The sequence below is a fragment of the Variovorax sp. RO1 genome (assembly GCF_002849325.1).
Classification (GTDB): Bacteria; Pseudomonadota; Gammaproteobacteria; order Burkholderiales; family Burkholderiaceae_C; genus Variovorax.
This window is the reverse complement of the sequence record NZ_PKMT01000001.1, coordinates 203,231-227,094: the sequence shown is the minus strand read 5'-3', so window position 1 is coordinate 227,094 and position 23,864 is coordinate 203,231. Positions and strand designations below refer to the sequence as shown.

Annotated in this window: 20 protein-coding genes and 6 pseudogenes; 15 read left to right on the top strand and 11 right to left on the bottom strand. The window is 62.6% G+C overall.

The genetic code is table 11. From position 1 onward, the window contains the following. Positions 1 to 40 precede the first annotated feature (40 nt). Positions 41 to 544, top strand: a complete 504-nt coding sequence (locus CY658_RS01015; protein ID WP_180838818.1) for a hypothetical protein — start codon at positions 41 to 43, stop codon at positions 542 to 544. 426 nt (positions 545 to 970) lie between these two features. Then, complete coding sequence (locus tag CY658_RS01010; protein WP_101488470.1) at positions 971 to 2,014, top strand: IS110 family transposase; 1,044 nt, start codon at positions 971 to 973, stop codon at positions 2,012 to 2,014. A gap of 565 nt (positions 2,015 to 2,579) precedes the next feature. Here CY658_RS01010 and CY658_RS32925 read toward each other — a convergent pair. Further along, complete coding sequence (locus CY658_RS32925) at positions 2,580 to 3,068, bottom strand: hypothetical protein (RefSeq protein WP_257884603.1); 489 nt, start codon at positions 3,066 to 3,068, stop codon at positions 2,580 to 2,582. A 134-nt stretch (positions 3,069 to 3,202) separates the two neighbouring features. Between CY658_RS32925 and CY658_RS01000 the strand changes: the two genes are divergently transcribed. Continuing rightward, positions 3,203 to 3,619, top strand: a complete 417-nt coding sequence (locus CY658_RS01000; RefSeq protein WP_257884602.1) for a hypothetical protein — start codon at positions 3,203 to 3,205, stop codon at positions 3,617 to 3,619. 46 nt (positions 3,620 to 3,665) lie between these two features. Here CY658_RS01000 and tnpC read toward each other — a convergent pair. The 3 genes and pseudogenes from tnpC to CY658_RS00985 all read right to left on the bottom strand — a co-directional run bounded on the left by tnpC (position 3,666) and on the right by CY658_RS00985 (position 6,114). Beyond that, a pseudogene (tnpC, locus tag CY658_RS00995) lies at positions 3,666 to 5,243 on the bottom strand (IS66 family transposase). Between the two features lie 17 nt (positions 5,244 to 5,260). Continuing rightward, positions 5,261 to 5,611, bottom strand: coding sequence for an IS66 family insertion sequence element accessory protein TnpB (tnpB, locus tag CY658_RS00990; protein WP_101488468.1), 351 nt, complete (start codon positions 5,609 to 5,611; stop codon positions 5,261 to 5,263). Next, positions 5,587 to 6,114 (bottom strand): transposase, encoded by a 528-nt coding sequence (locus CY658_RS00985; protein WP_101488467.1) that lies wholly within the window; start codon positions 6,112 to 6,114, stop codon positions 5,587 to 5,589. Before CY658_RS00985 ends, tnpB begins: the two co-directional genes overlap by 25 nt. 185 nt (positions 6,115 to 6,299) lie before the next feature. On the opposite strand from CY658_RS00985, the gene istB reads away from it, so the two are divergent. Together istB and CY658_RS00975 are read left to right on the top strand one after the other, a co-directional pair. Next, positions 6,300 to 6,974, top strand: a complete 675-nt coding sequence (gene istB, locus CY658_RS00980) for an IS21-like element helper ATPase IstB (RefSeq protein ID WP_441351217.1) — start codon at positions 6,300 to 6,302, stop codon at positions 6,972 to 6,974. An 85-nt stretch (positions 6,975 to 7,059) separates the two neighbouring features. Beyond that, positions 7,060 to 8,607 carry a transposase family protein gene (locus CY658_RS00975; RefSeq protein ID WP_374221077.1) on the top strand — a complete coding sequence of 516 codons (1,548 nt, stop codon included), beginning with the start codon at positions 7,060 to 7,062 and terminating at the stop codon, positions 8,605 to 8,607. A 327-nt stretch (positions 8,608 to 8,934) separates the two neighbouring features. Here CY658_RS00975 and CY658_RS32305 read toward each other — a convergent pair. Further along, positions 8,935 to 9,058: pseudogene (locus CY658_RS32305) on the bottom strand (hypothetical protein); the annotation flags it as partial. A 118-nt stretch (positions 9,059 to 9,176) separates the two neighbouring features. Between CY658_RS32305 and CY658_RS33145 the strand changes: the two are divergent. Next, a complete protein-coding gene (locus tag CY658_RS33145; RefSeq protein WP_101488464.1) occupies positions 9,177 to 9,350 on the top strand; it encodes a copper chaperone PCu(A)C in 174 nt (57 codons plus the stop codon). 55 nt (positions 9,351 to 9,405) lie between these two features. On the opposite strand, the gene CY658_RS00960 is transcribed toward CY658_RS33145, so the two are convergent. From CY658_RS00960 to CY658_RS00950, 3 genes and pseudogenes are all read right to left on the bottom strand, one after another. Then, positions 9,406 to 12,048: a heavy metal translocating P-type ATPase gene (locus tag CY658_RS00960; RefSeq protein WP_101488463.1), complete on the bottom strand. Its 2,643-nt coding sequence runs from the start codon at positions 12,046 to 12,048 to the stop codon at positions 9,406 to 9,408. A gap of 810 nt (positions 12,049 to 12,858) precedes the next feature. Continuing rightward, positions 12,859 to 14,103: a porin gene (locus CY658_RS00955; protein WP_101488462.1), complete on the bottom strand. Its 1,245-nt coding sequence runs from the start codon at positions 14,101 to 14,103 to the stop codon at positions 12,859 to 12,861. 389 nt (positions 14,104 to 14,492) lie between these two features. Beyond that, positions 14,493 to 15,197: pseudogene (locus CY658_RS00950) on the bottom strand (hypothetical protein); the annotation flags it as partial. A gap of 191 nt (positions 15,198 to 15,388) precedes the next feature. Here CY658_RS00950 and CY658_RS00945 point away from each other — a divergent pair. The 4 genes from CY658_RS00945 to CY658_RS32300 all read left to right on the top strand — a co-directional run bounded on the left by CY658_RS00945 (position 15,389) and on the right by CY658_RS32300 (position 19,779). Beyond that, entirely contained in the window at positions 15,389 to 16,861 is a 1,473-nt protein-coding gene (locus tag CY658_RS00945) for an alkaline phosphatase (protein ID WP_101488461.1), read from the top strand. 32 nt (positions 16,862 to 16,893) lie between these two features. Then, positions 16,894 to 18,426 carry an alkaline phosphatase gene (locus tag CY658_RS00940; protein ID WP_374221076.1) on the top strand — a complete coding sequence of 511 codons (1,533 nt, stop codon included), beginning with the start codon at positions 16,894 to 16,896 and terminating at the stop codon, positions 18,424 to 18,426. Continuing rightward, entirely contained in the window at positions 18,423 to 19,133 is a 711-nt protein-coding gene (locus CY658_RS00935) for a hypothetical protein (RefSeq protein ID WP_257884598.1), read from the top strand. The genes CY658_RS00940 and CY658_RS00935 overlap by 4 nt, the downstream gene beginning before the upstream one ends. 241 nt (positions 19,134 to 19,374) lie before the next feature. Then, positions 19,375 to 19,779 (top strand): hypothetical protein, encoded by a 405-nt coding sequence (locus tag CY658_RS32300; RefSeq protein ID WP_143713510.1) that lies wholly within the window; start codon positions 19,375 to 19,377, stop codon positions 19,777 to 19,779. 775 nt (positions 19,780 to 20,554) lie between these two features. On the opposite strand, the gene CY658_RS32920 is transcribed toward CY658_RS32300, so the two are convergent. Genes CY658_RS32920 through CY658_RS00920 form a run of 3 tightly spaced genes read right to left on the bottom strand, consistent with a single transcriptional unit; the run spans position 20,555 to position 21,418 of the window. Continuing rightward, entirely contained in the window at positions 20,555 to 20,785 is a 231-nt protein-coding gene (locus CY658_RS32920) for a GDCCVxC domain-containing (seleno)protein (RefSeq protein WP_101488460.1), read from the bottom strand. Further along, positions 20,782 to 21,060 (bottom strand): cation transporter, encoded by a 279-nt coding sequence (locus CY658_RS00925; RefSeq protein WP_101488459.1) that lies wholly within the window; start codon positions 21,058 to 21,060, stop codon positions 20,782 to 20,784. The genes CY658_RS32920 and CY658_RS00925 overlap by 4 nt, the downstream gene beginning before the upstream one ends. 10 nt (positions 21,061 to 21,070) lie before the next feature. After that, complete coding sequence (locus CY658_RS00920; protein ID WP_101488458.1) at positions 21,071 to 21,418, bottom strand: mercuric transporter MerT family protein; 348 nt, start codon at positions 21,416 to 21,418, stop codon at positions 21,071 to 21,073. A gap of 47 nt (positions 21,419 to 21,465) precedes the next feature. Between CY658_RS00920 and merR the strand changes: the two are divergent. From merR to CY658_RS00895, 5 genes and pseudogenes are all read left to right on the top strand, one after another. Beyond that, positions 21,466 to 21,864: pseudogene (gene merR / locus CY658_RS00915) on the top strand (Hg(II)-responsive transcriptional regulator); the annotation flags it as partial. Between the two features lie 12 nt (positions 21,865 to 21,876). Further along, positions 21,877 to 22,293 (top strand): annotated as a pseudogene (locus CY658_RS00910) (ArsI/CadI family heavy metal resistance metalloenzyme). Positions 22,294 to 22,303: 10 nt separating this feature from the next. Continuing rightward, positions 22,304 to 22,804: an arsenic resistance N-acetyltransferase ArsN2 gene (gene arsN2 / locus CY658_RS00905; protein ID WP_101488456.1), complete on the top strand. Its 501-nt coding sequence runs from the start codon at positions 22,304 to 22,306 to the stop codon at positions 22,802 to 22,804. Continuing rightward, complete coding sequence (locus tag CY658_RS00900) at positions 22,797 to 23,306, top strand: arsenate reductase ArsC (RefSeq protein ID WP_101488455.1); 510 nt, start codon at positions 22,797 to 22,799, stop codon at positions 23,304 to 23,306. Before arsN2 ends, CY658_RS00900 begins: the two co-directional genes overlap by 8 nt. After that, a pseudogene (locus CY658_RS00895) lies at positions 23,303 to 23,791 on the top strand (arsenate reductase ArsC). The gene CY658_RS00900 and the pseudogene CY658_RS00895 overlap by 4 nt, the downstream one beginning before the upstream one ends. The last annotated feature ends 73 nt before the right edge of the window (positions 23,792 to 23,864 follow it).

Genomic DNA, 23,864 nt, shown 5'->3' with positions numbered 1-23,864 from the left:
GCGCTAAATCACTGTCAACTTCAAGAGTAAGGGACCTACCATGAAACAAGCGTTGATCTCCCTCGCCGTCGCCGCGTGCTGCGCCTTTGCCGGCTCAGCTTTCGCCGCAATGAATAAAGACGAGTACAAGACCAAGAAGGCCAAAATCGAGGCGACGTACAAGGCCGACAAGAAGGGTTGCGACGGCATGAAAGCAAATGCAAAGGACGTCTGCAATGCCGAAACGAAGGCCAAGGAGAAGGTCGCCAGGGCCGAGCTCGAAGCCAGCGACAAGCCGAGTCCCGGCGCCGACGCCAAGGTGAGAGAGGCCAAAGCCGACGCCGACTACGACGTCGCCAAGGAAAGGTGCGAGGACTTGAAGGGCAAGGAGCAGAGCGCCTGTAAGGTCGAAGCGAAGGCCGCGCACGAAAAGGTCACGCACGAGAAGGCTAAGGGCGAGGTGAAGGCCGCCAAGACGGAAGCCAAGGCCGAGAACAAGGCAGCCATGGGCAACTCGCCGAGCACGACGACGCCCAACACGACTACAGCCGGCCAGAAGAAGTAAGGGCTCATGACTTGGGTCCGATTGAGTAGTTCCATTCACCATGGAGCCGATCGGGCTTGATGGTGGAGAGGTCGGCACGCTTTCCGCACGCGCCCTAACCTGCTGCACCGTTGTACGGGCCTCGAGTTCACGCAGCCGCCGCGCATCGGGCACATCCATGCCGCCGTGCTTCGCACGCCACTTAATGGAATGGACTACTGAACACCTTCAGCTTTCAAGCGCTGGAGTTCTACCTGAAGGTTGGCTATGAACAGGTTGGCTTGGCTCCGGAATACCGCGGTATTCACGGCCTACACAACCGGCAGTACGTGCATAAGTTGTTCCGATAGTCTCCGCACAGCCATGAGCATCGGTGATCGGGCGGGTTGATTTGACCTGCGGAGTTCTCTTCCTAGACTCGTAAATCCACTACGAAGGAGAGCTTGAATGACCTACTTCACCGGAATCGATGTGTCCCTGAGATCCGTCTCAATCTGCATCGTGGACGACCGCGGCGAGGTCTGTCGAGAGGGCAAGGTCGACGCCCATGTCGACGTGATCGTCGACTGGCTGCACGCCTTCAGTCCGGAGCTCAGGTCCGTCGGCTTCGAGGCCGGCGCGCTGAGCCAGTACCTCACCTATGGCCTGCAGGCCGCAGGCTTCGAGGTCATCTGCCTGGAGGCCCGGCGCGTGAAGAACACCCTGGACGCCATGCGCAACAAGACCGACCGCAACGACGCGCGCGGCATCGCTCAGATCCTGCGCACCGGTTGGTACAGCCGCGTGCACATCAAGAGCCTTCACAGCCATCGTGTGCGCGCACTGCTGGCCAGCCGCAAGGCGATTCTCACGAAGTGCGTCGATCTCGAGAACGAGTTGAGGGGGCTGTTGCGCGTGTTCGGTATCCGCCTGGCCCCGCGTGTGGGCCACGGATCGTTCGACGCTCAGGTGCGCCAGACCTTCGCCGATGACGAGATGCTGTCCTGCGCGCTCGTGCCGCTGCTTGACGCGAGGACCGTGCTCTACAAGACCTACCTGAAGCTGGACAACGCGGTCAAGGCGCTGACCAAGGCAGATCCTTTGTGCGTGCGCCTGATGTCGATCCCAGGCGTCGGTCCGGTGACCGCGCTGACCTTCAAGTCCGCCGTGGACGACCCGGCCCGGTTCAAGTCGTCACGTACCGTGGCGGCTCACTTCGGTCTGACACCCAAACGGTACCAGTCGGGGGAGATGGACAACCCCGGCCATATCTCTCGAGCTGGCGATGCCGATGTGCGCTCGGCCTTGTATGTTGCGGCGCACTCGCTACTCACGCGCAACGCGCAGTGGTCATCGCTGAAGGCTTGGGGAATGCGGCTTGCCAAGACAAGAGGCCATCGACGTGCGGTGATCGCTGTGGCGCGCAAGCTGGCCGTCATCCTGCACCGCATGTGGGTGGATGGCTCCGAGTTCCGATGGGGTTCACAGGAGCCTGTTGCCGTGAAGGCCTGAGCGTGTTGGCTGGCTGATTGATTGAAGCGAAAGGAATCGAGGATTGAGCGTTCAGGTGTGGACGATGGTCCGGATGAAGCCGTATATGACTGCTGCGCTGCAAAGCGCGTCCATAAGCCGTATATGACTGCTGCGCTGCAAAGCGCGTCCATAAGCGTGGCTCTCCGCTCCGTCTGACCAATGCGTGCAGCGCCGACCTTCGGGCCGGGACCGACTGCGTAGAGAAGCGTGAACTGCACCGAGACGTTCTGTTCAACGAAACCAAAGACCGAGATACTCTGCCCTTGACAAAACGGCCCGATCAGAGAAGCGGTCGCTCGACGCGACCTACCAGTGCAGGTCCGCGAGGGCCTAGGTTCGCGCAACCCCACTGAGGATCTCGTCGAAGTCAAAGTGAAGCGTGACCGTCCAATCCAACCCATCTTGATCCCGAAACCGCGCCAATACGAGCGTTGTGCCTTAGTGGGTACCATCGCCGCGGTCGCACGCCGCACACTCAGTACGGGATCACAGCTCTTGTGCCTTTCCCTGGATCGCCTTTGCCAATCACCGGTCCGGTGGGCACCTAGCGATTGAGGCCACGGCTCGCAAGTGTCTCCCCATGCTGCCGGTGATAAGGTTCGATGTCGCTCTTGCGCAGATCCTGCTCGATACTGCCCGCGAACCACCGAAAGATGTTGGTGCGGTTTCCCCAGCCGTTGCTGAACCGAACGAATAGAAAACCCCGCTCCGCGTTGCCGAGTGCGTCAACCGGAATGCCGGCAGCGCGCAAGGCAGCGATCTCGGCATCGGCATCGATCCCGACTGGAAGCCTCAAGGTGATCGTCGCGCTATGGTGTTTTGGCATGCCTCCACCTTCGTCGTTTCTTGGACGCGCATTTGATCCAATGCGAGCCTTCTCAGGGATCCCTAGTACATAGGAAGCAGGCGCCGACACGGCACTCAGCCAGCTCGCCTTGTGACCAAGAAGAGATTTAAACGACCTTTCCATTTTAATCAAATCGTCCGAACAGCCTATCTCCCGGCCACGCACTTCCACTTCGGTCTGCTGCATTCTGGAACTCACTGCCGTTGTTCGTTCATGCTGGTGCGGACTCTCCCACTCCTTGACGAGTGGCCGTCGGCCGGCCGGCCACTGCGAGAGCCAGCGCCGGATAGCATAGCGATTACATCTTTCGTGCGCATGCCATGGACCAGCGACTGGATTGGACCCTCGCAGCTTGCGCTCGCATCCTTCGTCCGATGGTCAGGCTCGCTCTTGCCATGGGGGTCAAGCATCCCCATCTCGAAGAACTGCTGCGCGACCTCTTGATCGAGGAAGCGCAACGCTTGTGGCGCAACGAAGGTGTCGCCAAGCCCAATCTCAGTCAGCTATTCATTACCACGGGCCTGAACCGCAAAGCCGTGACCGCCAAGATTCGAGCTACGGCAGACCCACTGTCTCATACGGAGATGTCAGCGGCGGCCAAGACTTTCACGTTGTGGTTGCAAATGTCCATGCAGGATGCTTCCCTGCGGCGTCTGCCGATCACAGCGCGCAACGCGGCCCTTTCGTTCGAGACAGTGGCACGCATGAGCGGCCGGGGCAACGTAAGCCGTCAATAAACTACGCCCTTGCGCGTAGTGTCGGAACCAACGTGCGCGGGGTGGTCTACGGCGAGCCGAGCTCGATGTTCCAGGGCAGCAGCGCCTCGTAGTCGTCGACCGTCTGCGCCAGCGGCAGCTTCTTGAACAGCGCGACGAGGTAGCGGTAGGGCTCGACGTTGTTGGCCTTGGCGGTCTCGATCAGCGAGTAGAGATTGGCGCTCGCGTTGGCACCGCCGACGGTGTCGGCGAACAACCAGCTGCGCCGCCCGACGACGAAGGGCCGGATAGCGTTCTCCACCGGGTTGGAGTCCAACGGCCAGGAGCCGTTGTCCAGGAACCGCACGAGCTTGGGCCACTGACCATGCAGGTAGTGCAGCGCTTCGCCCAGTAGGCTCGACGGCGCAACGCTGTGCAGGTGCGTGAGCAGCAAGCGCTCGATCTCGCGCACGATGGCGGCGCTGTAGCGCGAACGCAGTCGCAGCCGGCGCGCGGGCGTCCAGTTCCTGACCAAGGACTCCGCACGGTACAGCTTGCCAATCAGCCGTACGAACCGGGCCGCGATCTGATCGGACGAGCGGGCTGCCTTCGGGATGGACTCGTCAGCCTTGATGAACGGCCTGCGCGCGTGCACCCAGCATCCAAGGTGCGTGAGACCGCCGGCCTTCGCGATGCCGTTGTAGACCTCTTAGCCGTCGGTGATGAGCGTCGTGCCGGGACGGATGCCGGCATACAGCTTCTCGGCGTGCACGGCGCCGCGCCCCGGTGCATAGGCGAACAACCGTACCGGTGGACCAGTGCCATTCATCTGCGCCCACATGAAGCTCTTCGTCTGTGCCTTGCGCCCAGGCTCCTTGAGCACCTGGACCGTGGTCTCGTCGCCGTAGATCAGGTCCGAGTCCAGCAAGTGGTCGCGCAGCAGGTTGATGACCGGCTGCACAGCCTGGCCGATGCGCACGATGCCGGAAGCCAGCGTATTGCTCGCGATGTCGCCACCGAAGCGGCGCAGCAGCGCGGCCGTGCGATACAGCGGCATGCCGAACTGGTACTTGCCGGTGATGACCCAGGCCTGTGCCTGCTCGGCGAGCAGCCCGCGCGGGATGATGCGCGCTGGCGTCGGTGCAACCTTCAGGCTCTGATCGCAGCAGGGACAGGCGTACTTGATGCGGTGGTGCTGCAGCACGCGCACCTGTTCGGGGATGACATCCATCTGCTCGCTGACCTCGGCGCCGATCTCCACCAGCGCGTGCCCGTCATGCGCGCACACACGCTCGGCCTCGGGCAGTTCGTGGCGCACGATCTCGCGCGGCAGCGCAGGGTCCAGCGGCTTGCGTCCGCGTTTCTTGCGTTGATGGCCCGCGACCGGTGTCGACTCCTCTTCGTCGGTCTCGGCCTGCGGCGTCTGATCTGTGGGCGCGAGCGCCTCGGCCTCGTTGAGGAACAGGTCCTTCTGATCGGTGCCGCGGGCTTCGCTCTTGGCCGCAAACAGCTGGCGCTGCAGCGCCTTCAGCCGCTCCAGTGCGAGGTCCCGCTCGGTGGTCGCGACTCGAAGCGCGCCGGCCAGCGCATCGCGCTCGGCGATGAGCGCGGCGAGTTCTTCAGCGGTGATGGTGGCGGGCGACGACACGCCCGCTTGGATCGGCATGCGCCATCATTGTTCCTTCAGGCCACGCTGGAATAGCGCAGACGAGAGTGGCGTTGCACCACCGCGATGTCGATGCCCTCCAGCAACCAGTGCAGCTGTTCGGCCGTCAGCGTGGGAACCGCATCGGCCGAGGGCCAGATGAACCTGTCCTTCTCCAGGCGCTTGAGCAACAGCCAGAAGCCGTTGCGCTCCCAACCCAGGATCTTCACCCGGTCGCGCCGGCGGTTGCTGAACACGTACGCGCACGAGGCGAACGGGTCCAGGCCCAGCGCCTGCTCCACCAGCACGGCCAGGCCGTTGATGTTCAACCGGAAGTCCACCGGCTCGCGGTGCAGGTAGACCTTCAGCCCTTCGTCGAAGCGGAACATGGAAGTCGGCTCAACATCTGCACCAGCGTCGGCAATTGCTGCAAGCTCGTCTCGCCGAGATCGAGCTGCACGCCGTTGGGCAGGCGCACATGCAACCCGACCATCGGGGTCGGTGCCGTCAAGGAGTTCTCATTCGGGATCACCGCCACTGCCGTAGCGGGTGCGTGGGCCATCGCGGGCGCCGCCACCGCACACTCGCGCTGAGGCACTCGCTGAGGCTGATCTTGTTCACCCTCTACGCGCACGGCAACGAATGCCGCATCTTGCATTCGCGCGATGTCGCCCGCTGGCACCTGGGCGCTTCGCCGCTGGTAAGCCGCGATCCACGTCCTCAGCAGGTTCGTGTTGACACCGTGCTCCATCGCCATGCGTGCCACCGACACTCCTTGCTTGAGGCAGGCAACGATCAACTCCCTCTTGGCGGCTTCGTCGTAGACGCCGCGACCGTCACTCTTGCGCCCCACAACCAACCGGCCTCTCAACTCTTCGTACTGCTCTGTCATGTCTACGTGTCCATGTTGCTATACATGGGCACGTAGCCTCACAGCTCATCGCTCCCTGAACAAGGGCGTGGTTAATTGACGGCTTACGGGGCAACGTCCACCACCGCACCATCCTCGATGAACTGATCCGCTTGACCGTGGTGAGCGAGAACGTTGGCGTGGTTGAGCTCACGAGCGATGGCTTTGTGCCGGAGGAAGATTTGCAGTTCATGCTCGCCTTCCTGGCCGACAACGAGCGCAAGACGCGCCGGCTTGCTCGCGCACGCATCGACAGCCAACTGCCAGCGGACAAGAGCTTGGCCAGCTTCGACTTCGACGCAGTTCCGGCGGTCTCCAAAGCTCACGTCACGGCGTTGGCCGAGGCCGACGGCTGGCTCGCACAAGGGCACAACTTGCTCGCCTTCGGGCCACCGGGCGTCGGCAAGACCCATCTCATCGCCGGCATCGGCCATGCCCTCATCGATCACGGCTACAAGGTGCTCTTCGTGCGAACGAGCGAATTGGCGCAACACCTGCAGGCGGCGCGGCGAGACCTTCGCTTGCCAAACGAACTCGCCAAGCTCGATCGCTTCGATCTCATCATCCTGGACGACCTCAGCTATGCGCGCCGTGGTCAGGCAGAAACCTCCGTGCTGTTCGAGCTCATCGTCGAGCGCTACGAGAGGGAGAGCATCGCCATCACGGCCAACGCGCCCTTCTCGGCGTGGGACGAGGTGTTCCCTGACAAGGCCATGACGATCGCGGCGGTCGACCGCCTGGTACAACACGCCACGATCCTGGAGATGAACGTGGACAGCTACCGCCGCCGCGCTGCGTTGCCAGCTCGCCGGCAACGCGGTGCGACGACAACTACTCAATGATCTTGCTCGACCGCACCGCCGCATTGACTCGTCGGATTTGTTACCCGAGCTGACCTGTTGCCTCACGTAACTTGCTACCCGTCGGATGGGCCGACGGGAGCAGCACTACGTGACGAGGCGAATCAGCATGGCAACACGCAAGGAGTTGGTTGAGGCAGTGCGAGCGCGCTACAGCAGCGCGCCGCCGGGAGAGAAGGCGAAGATCCTGGATGAGTTCGTGGCCTTGACCGGCTACCACCGCAAACACGCCATCCGGGTGTTGCGAGAAGAGGCCAGCACGAAGGAAACGCGGGCACGCAATCGTCTGTATGACGAGGCGGTGCGGCAAGCGCTGACGGTGCTGTGGGAGGCCGCCGATCGAGTCTGCGGCAAGCGGCTGAAGGCGTTGATCCCGATGTTGGTCGATGCGATGGAACGCCATGGCCACCTCGAGCTGGACCCGGTCGTCAAGACCAAGGTCTTGCAGGTCAGCGCAGCGACCATCGATCGCGTGCTGGCCGATGCTCGTTTGCATATCGACGGGAAGCGCAGGCGCCGCACTGGCGTCGGCGCGGCCATCAGACGCAGCATTCCGGTGCGCACGTTCGCCGACTGGCGGGATCCCGCACCTGGCTTCCTCGAGATCGACATGGTCGAACACTGCGGCGGCCCGAAGACGGACGGTGACTACGTTCACACCCTGACGCTGACCGACATTGCCAGCGGTTGGACGGAATGCGTGGCGATGAGGGTGCGCGATCAGATGTTGGTGATCGAAGCCTTCGAGAAGGTGACGGCCGATCTGCCGTTCGCGATGCTGGGCATCGACTCGGACAATGACAGTACCTTCATGAGCCAGGCCGTGTTCGACTATTGCAAGGGGCGCGGCCTTGAGCAGACGAGGTCCCGTCCCTACAAGAAGAACGATCAGGCCTGGGTCGAGCAGAAGAACGGTGCCATCGTTCGACGGCTGGTCGGCTATGGCCGCCTGAGCGGTCGCGAAGCTACCAAGGCCTTGGCGCAGCTGTACGAGTCGTCGCGGTTGTACATCAACTTCTTCCAACCCTCATTCAAACTCAAATCCAAGACGCGCGACGGCGCTCGTGTGCACAAGGTTTACTTCGCGCCGGCGACCCCATGTGAACGGCTGGTTGCCCACAACGGCGTCGAGCCGGCGATCAAGGAGAAGTTGACGGCGCAATTCAAACGACTCGACCCGGTGCGGCTGCTGCAGGAAATCCGCAGCGCGCAGCAGGTGTTGAGCGAGATCGCGGCCCACGGCGTGCCGACTGAAGTGAAGTCGAGAAGTGCAGCCGATGTTGCAACGTTCCTTCAGAGCTTGTCGTCAGCTTGGACGGAAGGCGAAGTGCGTCCAACGCATCGCAAGCAGCCCAAGGCCAAACACTGGTGGAGGACTCGGACCGACCCATTCGCCGACGCGTGGCCAGTCATTGAAGGGTGGTTGATCGCGGAGCCCTCGATAGCGGCCAAGGCCTTGATGGCTCGTCTGGTCGCGATGGTTCCAGAGATCTACGACGGTAAAGCGCAGTTGCGGACACTGCAGCGCCGGGTGAAGGCCTGGCGCTGCGCGCGCGTCACCGAAATGGTCCTGGGCGGTCTGCGCAAGGCTGATGCAGTGCCGGCCGAAGTCTGAACGCAGTCGATCACTTTACGCGATGCCGAGGGGGCCGGGCGCTTCGCGCCCGGCAGGCCATGGACATATGGACGATGCGCCTACGGCGCACCGGCTGCGACCGTGGACAACGCGCCGCTGCGCGGCTGCGTTGCCCACCGCCGCAACCTTCGACCACATGCCCACAGCCCTCAACTAAAGAATTGGAAAAGAAGACCAAACGACAACTAGCCGCCGGGTAACATTCCTTCGTGAGGCAACACGCCGCTCAAAGTAGTTGACGCCGGGCACTCCGCGTGTGCGAGCAGACGCTCGGCGCCACAGCGCATGTCCACCGGCTTCGTGCATACCCGACAAGCTTGGCCGCGCCGATCAAGGTGTAGATCACCGCAGCGCTGTGCCCGCCGTTGTCGGAGCCAAGGTGCAGGTAATTTTTTCGGCCGATCGCGACGCCTCGCAGTGCGCGCTCTGCTGCGTTGTATGAGCCTCGAACCATCCTCGGATACCGCTCGCAGCGATAGCACCCCAGGTCCTGGCAGCCGAGTTGCTGGTCAAGGATAGCGCATCTGGAGCATGGAGCACATTGAAGAATTGAGGCGCGCCCCCGGGGAGTCTGTCAAGTTCACCCCCGGGGGCTTCACTTGATGCTGATGACCCGCCTGCAGTCTCTGTCGGTGGGAGACCGCATGCCGATGACGTTTCTTTTCTCCGATGGCCAGCGGCTGCAGACGGTTTTCAGGGCTGTCCCGCCCTCGGCACATTGATGCACGTAAGGGCATTCGAGACGATTCGTCGCGTCGCGGTCGATCCGCCGTCGCTTTAGGAGGTCGCGCCCGCCGGGACGACTGCCGCGACCTGTGGCGCCAGCAAGGTGCCTTTCTTATAAGCCAGCAGACGCAGCGCGTTCACGACGACCAGTAAAGTTGAGCCTTCGTGGAACAGAACCGCGGTGCCGATGTTCAGGCCGAAGATTGTCGCGGGAATCAGCACAGCGACCACGCCCAGGCTCACGTAGAGGTTCTGCTTGATGATGCGACTCGTGCTGCGCGACAACCCTACCGCGAAGGGCAACTGAGTCAGGTCGTCGGCCATCAGGGCGACGTCGGCGGTTTCAAGCGCGACGTCGGAGCCCGCCGCACCCATGGCGATGCCAACCGTCGAGTTGGCCATCGCAGGCGCATCGTTGACGCCGTCACCAACCATGGCGACCTTGCCATGCTCCTTGCGAAGTGCCTTGATGGCATCGACCTTCTGCTCCGGCATGAGATCGCCCCGTGCCTCGGTCAGGCCGACACTCTTGGCTACCGCATCGGCGACTTGCTGGTTGTCCCCGGAGATCATGATGAGCCGCTCGATGCCAAGCGCTCGGAGTTCAGCCATGACCTGCGCTGCCATGGGCCGCGGGGTGTCCATGACGGCAATCACCCCCAGGTAACGCTCACCTTTGCGCACGACCATGGTTGTTCGACCGGAAGCGACCAGCTTGTCGTTCGCCTCCTTCACGTCCTGAGGCAGTGAAGAGCCTGGCAGCTCGGAAAACAGGATCGGCTTTCCGATGTAAACGAACTCGCCGTCGACCTGTGCTTGGACGCCGCGTCCGGTGAAGCTTTTGACGTCTGAGGCAGCAACCGCCTTCGCGCGATCACCGAGGCGTTCGCGCGCGCCGGACACAATGGCGGTCGCCAGGGGATGGTCGCTGTGCTCTTCAACGGCCAGCGCCACAGCCAACAGTTCATCATCTGTGACGCCCTGCATTGCAACGGCATCGGTCAGTTTGGGTTTGCCTTCGGTCAGCGTTCCAGTCTTGTCGAAAGCGATGGAAGTCAGCGTGCCGAGATTCTCCAGCGGGCCGCCTCCCTTGACCAGGACGCCGCCTCTGCCGGCGCGTGCCACGCCGCTGAGAACGGCGCTGGGGACGGAGATGGCCAATGCGCACGGACTTGCTGCGACCAGAACGGCCATCGCCCGATAGAAGGTGTCGGAAAACGGTTCATCGATCACGAAGCCTGCGAACAGCAGCAGGACAACCAAGGCCAGGACGGCAGGGACGAAGATGCGCTCGAAGCGCTCGGTGAATTGCTGCGTCGGCGAGCGTTGTGCCTCCGCCTCGGTCACCATCTTGACAACGCGGGCCATCGTGGATTGTTCGGCACGGCGAGCAACTGTCACCTCGATGGCACCCGACCCGTTGATCGTGCCCGCGAAGACGCGATGCTCCGGCGCAACGCGATCAAAGGCTGCGAGCGCCGCTTTGATGTCGTCGACCGGCCGCTTGTCGACCGGCACGCTCTCGCCAGTGACGGGCGCCTGGTTCACGCTGGACGTCCCAACCACAACGACACCATCGGCCGGCAGCCGTTCGTTGGGCCGCACGACGACCACGTCGCCGACCTTCAGTTGTTCGACAGCGACCTCTTCGGTACCACTGTCGCGTCGCACGGTAGCCGTCTCGGGTGCGAGCTTGGCAAGTGCTTCGATAGCCTTTCGGGCGCGTCCCATCGCGTAGTGCTCGAGCGAGTGACCCAGGCTGAAAAGGAACAGCAGCAGGGCGCCTTCCGCCCACTTGCCGAGCGCCGCGGCGCCCAGCGCCGCCACCAGCATCAGCGTATCGATCTCGAAACGACGTGCCTTCAGATTCTCAAAGGCTTCCTTGACCGTATAGAAGCCGCCGAAGAAATATGCAGCGATGTAGGTGGCCGTGGGGAGCCAGGCGGGTCCGGCGCCGCTGCGCTCGATCAGCCATCCCGCGGTCAGCAGTACGCCGGCGAGTGCGGCAAAGATCAGTTCGCTCTTCTCTCCCAAGAGGCCGCCCTCGGAGTGATCGTGACCCGCATGACCGCCAGCACCTTGTTTGCTGTGATCATGGCCCGCATGATCCGCGTGGTCGCTGTGGTCAGGCCCGCTGTGCTTGTGGCCCGCGTGGTCGTGGTTGGCATGGTCGATGGGTTCGTCGCCGGAGCGGGAAGGCTGGGGTTGAGTCTCCGGTGCGGCGTCTGTTGGCGGTGCGTTGGCGCCCGTCGTGCGGATCCCAAGCGCCGCCGCCTTTGCCCTCAATGTCTCCGCCGACACCAGTTGCCGGTCGTATTCAATACGGACGGAACCGGAGCCCGACACATCTGCTTCCAGAACGCCCGGAACACTTCGCAGATCGGCGGCAACGCCGCGCGCTGCGCGTGCATGAAGCGAGCCATCGGCTCTGATCGTCAGGTGAGAGAACCGCTCGCTCAACTGCGCGCCGACCGAGCCGACCAGTTCGCGCAGGCGAGTTATGGAGACGACGGACTGGTCGTAGTGCAGGCACAACTGGGGTTGCCCATTGGGGTCTCGAACGACGTGAGCCTCAGAAATGCCGGGTCGCCCCTCGAGCGCTTCCATCAGCCGTTGTACGCAGTGATCCTCGACGTCGTCCACGTCGGGAAGGATCAGGGGTAGATCCAAACGGAGCTTGCTCGAGTCAGTCATGGACGTTGCCTTCTATTGAAAAGTGAATACCGAATGCGGTGGTGCTGGCTTGAGTTGTTTCACACCTCATCGCGCAACAGGATTGTCGAATCATTTTTTGATTTCTCGATGTGCGACAACATCCCAGGTTGGTATGCGCACTGCAGGAAGTAGCGAAGTCACGCTCAACCGGCCTTACTTCGATGTGCCCGGCCTTATGCTCAACCCGAACCCGACTGCGGATGTAGTTCGACAAGACACCAGCGACGTCGGCCATCCGGCGTAGTTCTTTCCCACCCTGCCGAACTAGGCGGCACAGCACATGCTTGCTACATGAAGCAAGGGAATTCCAGAATTACTGGAGGCCTCGAGAAGAGCAGCAGGCTCGAACGGCTGCCCCTGATCGCGCAGGATGTGTTCGGCAGACCTTCAGTGGGGCCGCAGTTTGCACAGGGACATGTCGATTGCCACTGGGCTCATGTCCGGTTATATGCCGATGCCCCAGGCAAACTGGGTCTTCGACACAGGTTGCAGCTTTCACCCAACAGGCACAGGGTTCAATGGGCCGCACATGGCGACTACGGGCGCTATGTCGTGTACGAAAACGTGCCCGGCAACTTCATGTAGCCTTACCTCTAAAACTGGTTTCCTTTTCCATTGCTCGGTGAAGAACTTCTAGAGCCGGCGGGCACCGACCGGACCGGCGCAGTTTTCTTTCTGAATTTCCATGCAAAAAAGCCCGCGTATACGCGGGCCAAAGGTCCCAACTCAAAGACCCCTTGGAGGAACTAAATTTTCAAGACGAGCTTCGCCCTTGGGATCGGGGCCGCTCTAGAACGAGTGACGCATACCAAAGTCGTAACCGGTGGAGGTTTTTGGGGTAAAGGTCGAGTCGTTGAAGAAGGCAGGGCCACCGACCGTTAGTGCGGCACCATTCTTGTTGCTGATACGCGCAACCGTCGCGTACAGAGCAGTGCGCTTCGACAGGTTATGGACGTAGCCAATCGCCAGCTTGTTGGCTTTCGGATCTCGGGCTACGGAAAACGGAGTATTGAGGTCATACTTGACCTGCGAGTAAGCCGCTCGGATCATGCCGGGCCCAACGGGCACTGTCACCCCCAACAGGTAGCCGGTCAGATCGACGTCCGGAACGCCTCCAAGAGCCGGAACAACCGCATAGTCGCGAGTGCTCTTGGAGCGTGAGAGTTCGCCGAACAACTTCGCGGGACCGAAGTCATATGAAGCGCCGAGATTCATGGTCTTCACGGAGTTGGTGGTACCGGCATAGTAGCTGTCACCAGCGGTGCTGTTGCCGTAGGAAAAGGCCACATCGAGGGGACCGCTCTTGTACCCAACCCGGCCACCGAAATAACGACCTGCACGTACGGTTGCGACCGGCCCTGGGTTAATCGCGCCTGAGGGGCTCACGCCCGGGGGTGTCGCTGTACCAGGGTCGTACTTGTTGTTCTCATTGATCGCATACATTGCCTGACCGTAGAAGCCGCCAAGCGTCGAAGGAAGAAAGTATCCGACAGAATTACTCGCTCGATTGTAGTTAGGGTCGCCACCGAAGCCACCCGAACCGCCCGCCGTGTTCGTATTCAGCGCTGTGAAAATCAGACTGCGGCCCACACCCACGATGCCAAATGGATCAAAAACGATGTCGTTCCAAGCTGTTGGGACATAGTCGCGACCAAGGCGCACTTCGCCAAACGGGCCAGACAAGCTCACAGTGGAGCGTCGCTGAAAATTGGAGACGCCCGTCGCACCATCGTCCGGAGAAATCGAGGACTCCAACCAAAAACTTGCGGCAAGGCCACCGCCGAGGTCTTCGGATCCACGAAAGCCTAGTCGACTCGACGAATAATTGCCATTGCTCAAGGCCATCCGGCTCACGGTCCGCGTGCCCTGATTCAGATAGAACGGGTTAACCAAAGTACCACTATTTTTGTCTTGTGACTTCGACGAATAATTACTGACGCCGACGTCCACAACGCCAAACATTGTAATGGTGGATTGTGCGCTCGAAAACCCAGCACCAACCATTGCAGCAATCATGACAAACGACTTTTTCATTGCGACTCTCGAATTGACGGTTTTTATTCGTGTGTTCGGTTTTTTACGAAACACTCAGTTGAGGATTTTGGCTGTAATTTCCTGACACCCATTACACCCAGACGCATTTTAGGCATTCAAGTCTTCTGCCCGCAAGCCATCTCAGCATCCGAGATAAATTATCACTCCGGAATGTGACAAGAATTTCCAAGCCTGCGGCGATTGATTACATTTAGCACCCAATTAGATTACAAATTTGCAATCTTTGAAAGGGTAGTAGCAGGCTACGGAAATACTCTCAGCGAAGCGAGCCATCCTCGCCTGCGAGCGGTCGCTGCGTCCGGCTGCGATTTCTGGAGCCGTTTTCGCCGATTTGTTGAGTGTTTTGGGACCTTTGTGCGCCTCATGCGACTGCGCGTGGGCTTGCTGCCCCCCGCCGAACGCATGCGGGTCAAGTTGTAGGCCGCCATCGTCAGCACGAACAGGTGGTCCACGCGCTTGAGCCCGCGCACCATCACCTGACGAATCCGTCCCACCGTCTTGACCCTGCCGGGTCTCGGCTCTATGAGCTTGTGCATTCTCTGCGGCGGGACATAGCCCTCGCTCGCAGCGATGGTGTCGGGCACTGCCGAGCGCCACCCAGAAGTGCTCGGGTCCACGTGCGGGATCTCGCCCATTTCCAGGCACGCACGGATGAACTCCTGTGCGTCATAGCCGTTTCCCGCCCCCTGCGTGATGCTGATCGTGTCATCGTCCGCGGCCTCACAGCCCTACAGTCAACCCTTGCGATCCGTGGTCCCACGCTGTGGTTGAACAGTTCGATGACCGCGTCATGCGCGATCAGTCGTTCGCGGCTCTTGGTGAACATGCTGGGCACCCAGACCGCATCGTCCACGGCCAGACCGATGAATGCACGAGCAACGCGCGCAGCAGCTTCTCCGGCGCAATGCCGGGACGACCACCCTTGATGTCGGCCTCGTACATACCAGCGAACAGGCCGTCAATCTTGAGAAACGCTTCATTGACCATCGCGCAGATCGGATGAATTACGGCACGAAGTCCTCTAGGCGGCGCATGGTGAACGAACTCTCGGAGAAGGTATCGGCTCCGCGCATCGTCTGGGATCTTTTCTTGTAACTGTCGGAGGATCAACTTCCAACGCTTGTGCGACTCCGCGTGCCGACCGGCGGGAGTATTTCCGTAGCCTGTTAGGCGACGTCACGATTGAGTCATTGGCAAGATCTAGATTATCCGTAGGACGGCGCGCAAGAGGCGTGCCGCTCAGATAACCAAAGAAGGTAGTCGCATGACCCAACGCTTCATCGCCCTAGCGCTGCTGGGCACTTCACTGATGCTGTCCGCCTGCGGCGGCAGCAACAACAACAGCCCGTTGCTGCCGTTCCTTCCACCGCCCACCACGCCGCCGCCGGCCGCGCAGGCACAGAAGAACATCCTCTTCTTCCTGGGCGACGGCATGGGCATCACCACGCTGACCGCCGCGCGCATCTACAAGGTCGGTGAGGACGGCGACCTGACGATCGACACGCTGCCCGAGACCGCCTTCGTCCACACCTATTCGAACGACGCGCAGGTGACCGACAGCGCGCCCTCGATGTCGGCCTACATGACCGGCGTGAAGATGAACAACGAGGTCATCTCGATGAGCGCCGAAACCCGCGCCACCGATGCCTCCGGCAAGGCCTACCACCTCAACTTCGACAGCACCTGCCCCTCGGGCAACGGCCAGGCCGTCGACACCCTGCTCGAACAGAGCAAGGCCAAGGGCTACGCCACCGGCGTGGTCACCACCACGCGCATCACGCACGCCACGCCCGCCGCCACGTATTCGCACGTGTGCCACCGCGACGCCGAGAACACCATCGCCGCGGCGCTGGTGCCGGGCGGTGCCGGCTACAACGGCAAGCTGGGCGACGGCGTCGATGTGTTCTTCGGCGGCGGCACCGACTACTTCACGGCCAAGGAAGCCGGCGGCAAGCGCAACGACAAGCGCGACCTGATCGCCGAGCTGAAGACCGCCAAGTACAGCTTCGCCGCCAGCCGGGCCGAGTTCGACAAGCTGCCGGCCGACGGCGCCACCAAGATCGCCGGCCTCTTCACCAAGAGCCACATGGCCTACGACCTGGACCGCAACCCGACCAAGGAACCGAGCCTGGCCGAGATGACCGGCAAGGCCATCGACGCGCTGGCGGCGCGCAAGAAGGGTTTCTTCCTGATGGTGGAAGGCGGGCGCATCGACCACGCCCTGCACGCCACCAACGCGCGCCGCGCGCTGCAGGACACCGGCGCCTTCGACGACGCCATCAAGCTGGCGCTGCAGAAGATGCAGGCCATCGACCCGGGCCTGAAGAACACGCTGGTGGTGGTCACGGCCGACCACGACCACACGCTGCAGCTCAACGGCTACGCCGCGCGCACGGGCAAGACCGAATCGGGCAAGCCCGGCGTGCTCGGCCTGGTGAAGGACTACGTCGACACCAGCAAGACCAGCAAGGACGTGAACGGCATGCCCTACACCATCATCGGTTTCGGCAACGGCCCGAACCGCACGGCACGCGACATCGCGATCAGCGAGGCCGATCTGGAGCTGGCCGACTACCGCCAGGAAGCCGTGGTGCCGATGGACCCCGCGAGCGATTCCGAAACCCACGGCGGCGCCGACGTGTTCCTGGGCGCGCAAGGCCTGGGCGCCGACAACTTCTCGGGCGTGATCACCAACACCGACGTGTTCGGCCTGATCCGGAAGGCGGTCGGCCTGTGAGGGGCGGCAACCACGCATCGACGAACACAACCATGCACACGACCATGAACCGCCCCCTCCGCACCACCCGCCTGGCCGCCGCGCTCGTCTGCGCCGCCGCCGGCACGCTCGCCACCGGCGCCCACGCCGCCGGCGAAGCCAAGAACGTGATCTTCTTCCTCGGCGACGGCATGGGCCCTGTCACCGTGACCGCCGCGCGCATCTACAAGGGCGAGAAGCAGCTGGCCGCCAAGCCCGGCTCGCTGGTGAGCCCCGAGCGCGCGAACCTCACGATGCAATCGCTGCCGTATGCGGCGCGCGTGAAGACCTTTTCGCTCGACGGCCAGACCACCGACAGCGCGCCCTCGATGGCCGCCTACATGACCGGCGTGAAGATGCGCAACGAGGTGATCTCGATGTCCAGCGACACGGTCGCCGTCGACAGCGCCGGCAAGCAGTACATCAACGGCGAGAACACCACCTGCCCGCCGACCAACGGCCAGGCCGCCGACACGCTGCTCGAACTCGCCAAGGCCAAGGGCCGCGCGGTCGGCGCCGTGTCGACCACGCGCGTCGGCCATGCCACGCCGGCCACCACTTACGCGCACATCTGCAACCGCAACGGCTACAACACCATCGCCGAGCAGAGCGTGCCGGGCCACGCCAACTACAACCCCAAGCTGCTCGACGGCGTGGACGTGCTGCTGGGTGGCGGCCAGCGCAACTACCTGCCGACCACGGTCCTGGCCGGCAGCAAGCGCACCGACGGCGTCAACCTGGTGACTGCGATGCAGGCCAAGGGCTACACCTACGTCGACACGGGCACCAAGCTGCGCGCCGTCGACGCGGGCGCCACGGGCAAGCTGCTGGGCCTGTTCACGCCGAGCGAAATGGCCTACGAGCTCGACCGCGTGAAGCAGAGCCTCGACCAGCCGAGCCTGTCGGAAATGACCGAGAAGGCCCTGGGCGTGCTCAGCAAGAACGACAAGGGCTTCTTCCTCATGGTGGAAGGCGGGCGCATCGACCACGCGCTGCACGGCACCAACGCCAAGCGCGCGCTGGAAGACACGCTGGCCTTCGACACGGCCATCCAGACCGCGCTGGACTACATGAACAAGAAGGACCCGGGCCTGAAGAACACGCTGGTGGTGGTCACGGCCGACCACGACCACGCGATCGCCTTCAACGGCTATCCGAAGATCGGCAACCCGATCCTGGGCAAGGTCAACGGCTACGCCGACGGCAAGCCGTCGAAGGCGGCAGACGGCAAGCCCTACACCACGCTGGTGTTCGGCAACGGCGGCCGGCCCAACGCGACGGCCTCCAGCCAGGTCAACCCGGAAGACGGCAACAAGCCGTGGATCGCGCCGGCGCGCGGCGCCTCGCGCGACGACCAGACCGCGATGGACACCACGGACGACAACTTCCTGCAGGAAGTCGGCATCAACCTGGGCACGCCGGGGTCGGAAACGCACGGCGGCGGCGACGTGATGCTGTTCGCGGGCGGCGCGGGTGCGAAGCTCTTCAAGGGCACCGTGGAGAACATCAAGGTGTTCAACAAGGTCAAGGAAGCGGCGGGCCTGTGAACGAGCCCACACCGCTCAAGATGCTGCTGGCGGTGGCGGCCCTCGCGGCCCTGCCGCTGGTGGCCGGCGCGGCAGGCGATGCCGCCGCGCCCGACCAGACCCTGCGCATCACGCACCACGTGATGTCGATCGGCAAGGACGGCGTGCAACGCGAAAGCCGCTACGCCGACCGCATGGTGCGCCGCGCCGGCACGGTGTGGATCGAGCGCGAGCTGCCGCCCGCGCTGCGCGCCGGCCACGACCACGAGGCCAGCGAAGGCAAGGTGCACATCGGCCACGCGCACGCCGACAACACGGCCGCGCCGCTGTGGCTGCGCCGCGATGCGGCCGGCACAGTGCAGGTGAACATGGTGCTGCGCCAGCAGCGCAAGGTGATCGAGGTGGACGCGGCCAACTACGGCAACGTCGGCTACAGCGGCTCGTGGGCCAACGCCTACTGGCTGATCGATCCGGCCAGCCTGCCGCGCATGAAGGCGCTTGGTACGGCGCGCGGCGGCGTGCAGCGCTACGAGCTGCCGCAAGGCGAACGCACGCTGCGCGTCGACTGGGACGTGGCGGGCCGCTATGCGCGCAAGATCGAGCAGCGTGACGCGCACGGCACCTCGCTCAACGTGATGACCGCCTCGGCCATCGCCGCGCCGAAGGTGCTGCCGTGGCAGCAGGTCGAGAGCTACGCGCGTGGCGACTATTCGGACCTACTGGACTGAGCAGGGTCGCCGCCTAGCGAGGAGTGAGGCCTAGGAAGTCCGCGAGCGCCTGCGTTTCGGATACGTAGCGGCCGACTGGCGCATCAGTCAGCCTGACTGCCCCTTTTTTGATTTCAACTTTGTAATCGCTCTGTTCGCAATCCGACGAGTTGCTCTTTTAGTGTCTCGGCATGAGGGCCAATAGGCACTTATCGCCGATGACGATTTCCGTCCTTGGGCGCAAACTTGAAGGAGCTCACTCATGTCGATCAGAAAGATGGGGCTAGTTTTTGGTGCCACTGCTGCGGCGCTGCTGTCTTTCGTGTCCAGCGCCCAGTTCAGTGCGCAGCATGTGGAAGGGCCGTCGCACTTTGCGGCGACTGAGGAAGGTGTCAAGCAGCACCCGGAAATGACGGGAAAGCAAAGAACGGAAGCAGAAGTCGCCGCCGAACTACGCGCCGCTCAAACTAATCCGGATTGGGCCGGCGTATTGCGCTGGGGTGCTCCCATCCCGATAAAAAACGCCGGGGTGCCGAAGACCAGAGCCGAAGTCATCGCAGAGCTGGAGCGTGCTCAGACGCATCCAAGCTGGGATCGAGCAACAAGGTACGGAGCTCCACTTGTCATGCCGGCAGCACCGGGAAGTACAGTGAACGGTCCCAAGTAGACTAGAAAGAGCCTTCTCAATCCGGTACTGCGACTCGCGAAGAGACCGAAGTACTGCGCTCGAGCGGGGCCGTTTTCGAGGGAAAGCCGGCTCCAGGGGTGACCTACGACTTCTGCGTGGTACATGGTGCGCAATTCCCCACCGCGCTCCTCGGCACAACGCACATCGGCGAGGGCGAGCAAAGTGACGTGGCGCGCTCGAGTGCTATGAATACAAGGTCTATCATCGCGTGGTGAACGCCCAGTTCGGACGGCAGGCCGCCCCAGGTGTTTGGCACACGTGAGACGCAGGTTCGCCGAACTGTTGCTGGACTCAGGCAAGAGTTCGGTCGCACCGGAAGCGCACCGTCCGTCCAATCATGGAAGTCTCTCGCCTCGTACGAGAACGGGTTGTCTTGACGAGCCAAGGAGCGCTGGCGAGAAGGCGCAGTAATGCAAAGCCACTGTGGGAAGGACTACCTGGGTGGCTGCAGCTAGAGCGAAGCTGAGGTCCCGACAGCAAGCCACAGTTAAGGCCCTGAACTACAGCCTCAACCACTGGACAATGCTGACACAACCTGCACGACGATGACGTGAACGTCGACAACAACAGTCTCAAGAATCTCATCTATCCGTGGGCAACGGGATGCCGCGCATGGATCGTCGCAGGTAGCGCGTTGGCCGGCTGATGCCGCGATCGTGATGAGCTCGGTGATGTCGGCCAAGCTGCACAAGCGCGACCTATGGGCCTACCTCGATGATGTCCTGACCCGTTTGCCGTGCGGTTGGGGCAGCCATCATGCGGCGCAGCTCGAGCAGCCCCGCTGCATCTGTATCGGAGGGCACTTGATCGAGCCATACGAACAGAACACGCAGCAGTCCCCAGCATTGGGACTCAGCACCACCTTGCACTGCCCGCATTCGTAGAAGAACTGGCAGGCATCGGTGGGCATGCGCTCACGGCTGACATGGCCGCACTGGGGGCATGTCAGGACAGAGTCCAGTATGGGCGCGGTCGTGGCCGTCACTTGCGCACCGTCGAGGGATAGCCTGCTTCGGTGGTGGCCTTGACCAACGCCGGGGCAGCGGCCTTGTCCGCGTCAAACGAGACCGTGGCCGTCTTCCTCTCGAAATCGATCCGCGCCCTGCTCACGCCAGGCACGTTCTCCAGCGACTTCCTGACGGTGAGGGGGCACAGGCTGCAGGTCATGTTCTGAACGTCGAGGATCTCGGTTTGGGGCGTGGTCGCGAGCGCTGCAAACGGCATCAACGTGATCATCAAGATGGTGAGCGATTTGCGCATTCGGGCCCCTTCAAAGGAAGAATGGCGCCAGCCAGGGCACCGACAACAAAGCGAGCAGCGCGAGCGCGACGATCCAGAAAATCCATCGCTGACGCCTGAGCACCATCGGTTCAGCACAAGGTGCGCCTGGCTCGCAGACCTGCGGCAGCAGATACAGGCGACGGAATGCCAGACAGAGAAACAACACCGTTGCGCCGATGAACCAGGGCCGAAGCGGCTCCAGCGCCGTGAGATTGGCAACCCAGGCGCCGCCGATGCCAAGCGTCAACAGCACGAGCGGCCCCACGCAGCAGACCGAAGCACCGATCGCGGCCAGTGCGCCGGCAAGGAGCGAGCCTTTGACGTTGAGTGTTGACATCACGCAGAGTGAACTTGTTCGACAATCGGTAGTATAGAGTCCGTACCATGGTACGGAGTCAAGAGGAGCGCGTGATGGCCGAGCTGACGATAGGGCGACTGGCCGACGAGGCCGGCGTGAACGTGGAAACGATCCGCTACTACCAGCGGCGTGGATTGATGACTGAGCCGGACAAGCCGACCCATGGGCACCGGCGCTATGTCGCCGATGACGTCAAGCGTTTGAGGTTCATCAAGCGGGCGCAGGTGCTGGGCTTCACTCTGGAAGAGATCGGAAGCCTGCTGGATCTCGATGAGACGCATGCCTGTGCCGAAACGCGCGAGCTTGCCGCGCACAAGCTGCAGGTCATCGAGACCAAGCTCGCCGACCTGAAGGCAATGCGCAAGGCCTTGACGTCGCTCCTGCGCGAGTGCGACACGGGAACGGTACGGGAAAGCTGCCCGGTCCTGCACGCACTGATTGCAGACTTCCACGTTCACCTGCACGTCGAGAATCTGACCGAGAGCATCGCCTTCTACTAGAAGCTGTTTGCGTCGCCGCCCGCACGTCTCGAGACCGACTACGCGAAGTGGATGCTCGACGATCCGCGCGTCAACTTCGCTATCTCCACGCTCGGGCAGGGCTGGGGCATCGATCATCTCGGCATTCAGGCCGAGGACGAAGCAGAACTGGTCGAGTTGAAGGCCCGCGGCCAAGCCGCCGACCGGACCCTGCTCGACGAGGGAGAGACCGTGTGCTGTTACGCGCGCAGCGAGAAGCACTGGGTCACCGATCCGCAGGGGATCGCGTGGGAGCACTTCCAGACCTTGGACGGCGCCGTGCCGGTCTACGGTCAGCCCAAGTCCACCGCCAAGGCTGAATCTGCCTGCTGCTGAGGGCTGCGCCATGCCCCAAGAACCATCCGAATCGCTGGTCAGATCGCTGTTCGTTCGCGCAGAGGCTGCGTCTCTGTCGCACGTGCAGTCCCTTCTTCGGGATGCCGGCCTTCCTGAATCCGACCTTCGGGAAGAGCACATGGAGGCCTTCTTCGTGAGCGGTGCCGGCGATGAAGGGATTCTTGCCTGCGTCGACCTGGAGCGCTTCGGCGACACCGCCTTGCTTCGATCCCTCGCTGTTCGCGCCGATGCACGTGGCAATGGTGTGGGCGACCAGGCCCTGCAGACCAAGGAGGCCTTCGCGGCGTCGAAAGGCGGGAATCGCCTTTGCATCCTGACCACCACGGCAGAGCCGTTCTTCGAGGCCCGAGGCTTCGAGCGCTGCGACCGCACGGCGCTGCCGGCGTCCGTGCAGGCTAGCAGCGAATTCAAGAGCCTGTGTCCGGCCTCGGCCGTCTGCATGTTCAAAGAGATCACTCCGACTTCCACCGAGAAACATCGTCATGGCTGACAAGACCTACAACGTCCTCTTCATCTGCACGGGCAACTCTGCGCGCTCCATCCTGGCCGAGGGCCTGCTCAACTACTTGGGCAAAGGGCGATTCAAGGCCTACTCCGCTGGCAGCCATCCTGCTGGCAAGGTCAACGCCTATGCATTGCTCACTCTGGACAAGATGCACCTTCCCACCACCGGCTATCGAAGCAAGAACTGGGACGAGTTCGCGAAGCCGGATGCGCCGGGGATGGACTTCGTTCTCACCGTCTGCGACAAGGCCGCGGGTGAGGTGTGCCCGGTGTGGCCCGGCCGGCCGATGACCGCGCACTGGGGCGTGGCCGACCCTGCGGCCTTCGCGGGGCCAGAAGAGGCTACCGAGCGCCAGTTCATGGATACGGCCCTCACGCTGAAGCGCCGGATCGAGCTGATGCTGGCGCTGCCTCTGGCACGGCTCGATTCGATGGCCATCCAGCGCGAGATCCGCGACATCGGCAAGGTTCAAAAGGCTGCGCAATGACACTCAACGTACTCATCCTCTGCACCCACAATTCGGCGCGCAGCGTGTTGGCCGAGGGCATGCTCAACCACTGGGCCCAGAAGCTCGGCAAGGACGTGAAGGCGTTCAGCGCCGGCAGCGCGCCCAGCGGAAGAATCAACCCGTTTGCCATTGAAGTGCTGTAGGCGGCCGGCGTGAGCACCGAAGGCTTTCGCAGCAAGAGCTGGGATGAGTTCGCCACGCCGGTCATGCATGTGGTGATCACGGTATGCGACAGCGCGGCGCAGGAAGCTTGGCCGTATTGGCCCGGCACGCGTGTCAAGGTGCATTGGGGCTATCCGGACCCGTCGAATACCGACGGTGGTGATGACGCCAAGCGTCAGGCCTTCGAGCTGACGCGCCAGGCGATCTCCTACCGCATGCTGCAACTGCTCGCACTAGACAACCCGGAAGCTATGAGCGACGCCGAGCTGCAAGAGCGGCTGAAGCGCATTTCTGCGAACTGACACCATGAGCGCAGTCATCGAAAGCCCGCGCGCCAGCGCGGCCCCCATGAGCTGTTCGAGCGTTACCTGACGG

Excerpts from the sequence above, each read along its gene's own strand:
- CY658_RS01015 (WP_180838818.1), top strand. The coding sequence starts at position 41 with ATGAAACAAGCGTTGATCTCCCTCGCCGTCGCCGCGTGCTGCGCCTTT.
- CY658_RS01010 (WP_101488470.1), top strand. The coding sequence starts at position 971 with ATGACCTACTTCACCGGAATCGATGTGTCCCTGAGATCCGTCTCAATC.
- CY658_RS32925 (WP_257884603.1), bottom strand. The coding sequence starts at position 3,068 with ATGCAGCAGACCGAAGTGGAAGTGCGTGGCCGGGAGATAGGCTGTTCG.
- CY658_RS01000 (WP_257884602.1), top strand. The coding sequence starts at position 3,203 with ATGGACCAGCGACTGGATTGGACCCTCGCAGCTTGCGCTCGCATCCTT.
- tnpB (WP_101488468.1), bottom strand. The coding sequence starts at position 5,611 with ATGTTCCGCTTCGACGAAGGGCTGAAGGTCTACCTGCACCGCGAGCCG.
- CY658_RS00985 (WP_101488467.1), bottom strand. The coding sequence starts at position 6,114 with ATGACAGAGCAGTACGAAGAGTTGAGAGGCCGGTTGGTTGTGGGGCGC.
- CY658_RS00975 (WP_374221077.1), top strand. The coding sequence starts at position 7,060 with ATGGGCCGACGGGAGCAGCACTACGTGACGAGGCGAATCAGCATGGCA.
- CY658_RS00960 (WP_101488463.1), bottom strand. The coding sequence starts at position 12,048 with ATGACTGACTCGAGCAAGCTCCGTTTGGATCTACCCCTGATCCTTCCC.
- CY658_RS00955 (WP_101488462.1), bottom strand. The coding sequence starts at position 14,103 with ATGAAAAAGTCGTTTGTCATGATTGCTGCAATGGTTGGTGCTGGGTTT.
- CY658_RS00945 (WP_101488461.1), top strand. The coding sequence starts at position 15,389 with ATGACCCAACGCTTCATCGCCCTAGCGCTGCTGGGCACTTCACTGATG.
- CY658_RS00940 (WP_374221076.1), top strand. The coding sequence starts at position 16,894 with ATGCACACGACCATGAACCGCCCCCTCCGCACCACCCGCCTGGCCGCC.
- CY658_RS32300 (WP_143713510.1), top strand. The coding sequence starts at position 19,375 with ATGTCGATCAGAAAGATGGGGCTAGTTTTTGGTGCCACTGCTGCGGCG.
- CY658_RS00925 (WP_101488459.1), bottom strand. The coding sequence starts at position 21,060 with ATGCGCAAATCGCTCACCATCTTGATGATCACGTTGATGCCGTTTGCA.
- CY658_RS00920 (WP_101488458.1), bottom strand. The coding sequence starts at position 21,418 with ATGTCAACACTCAACGTCAAAGGCTCGCTCCTTGCCGGCGCACTGGCC.
- arsN2 (WP_101488456.1), top strand. The coding sequence starts at position 22,304 with ATGCCCCAAGAACCATCCGAATCGCTGGTCAGATCGCTGTTCGTTCGC.
- CY658_RS00900 (WP_101488455.1), top strand. The coding sequence starts at position 22,797 with ATGGCTGACAAGACCTACAACGTCCTCTTCATCTGCACGGGCAACTCT.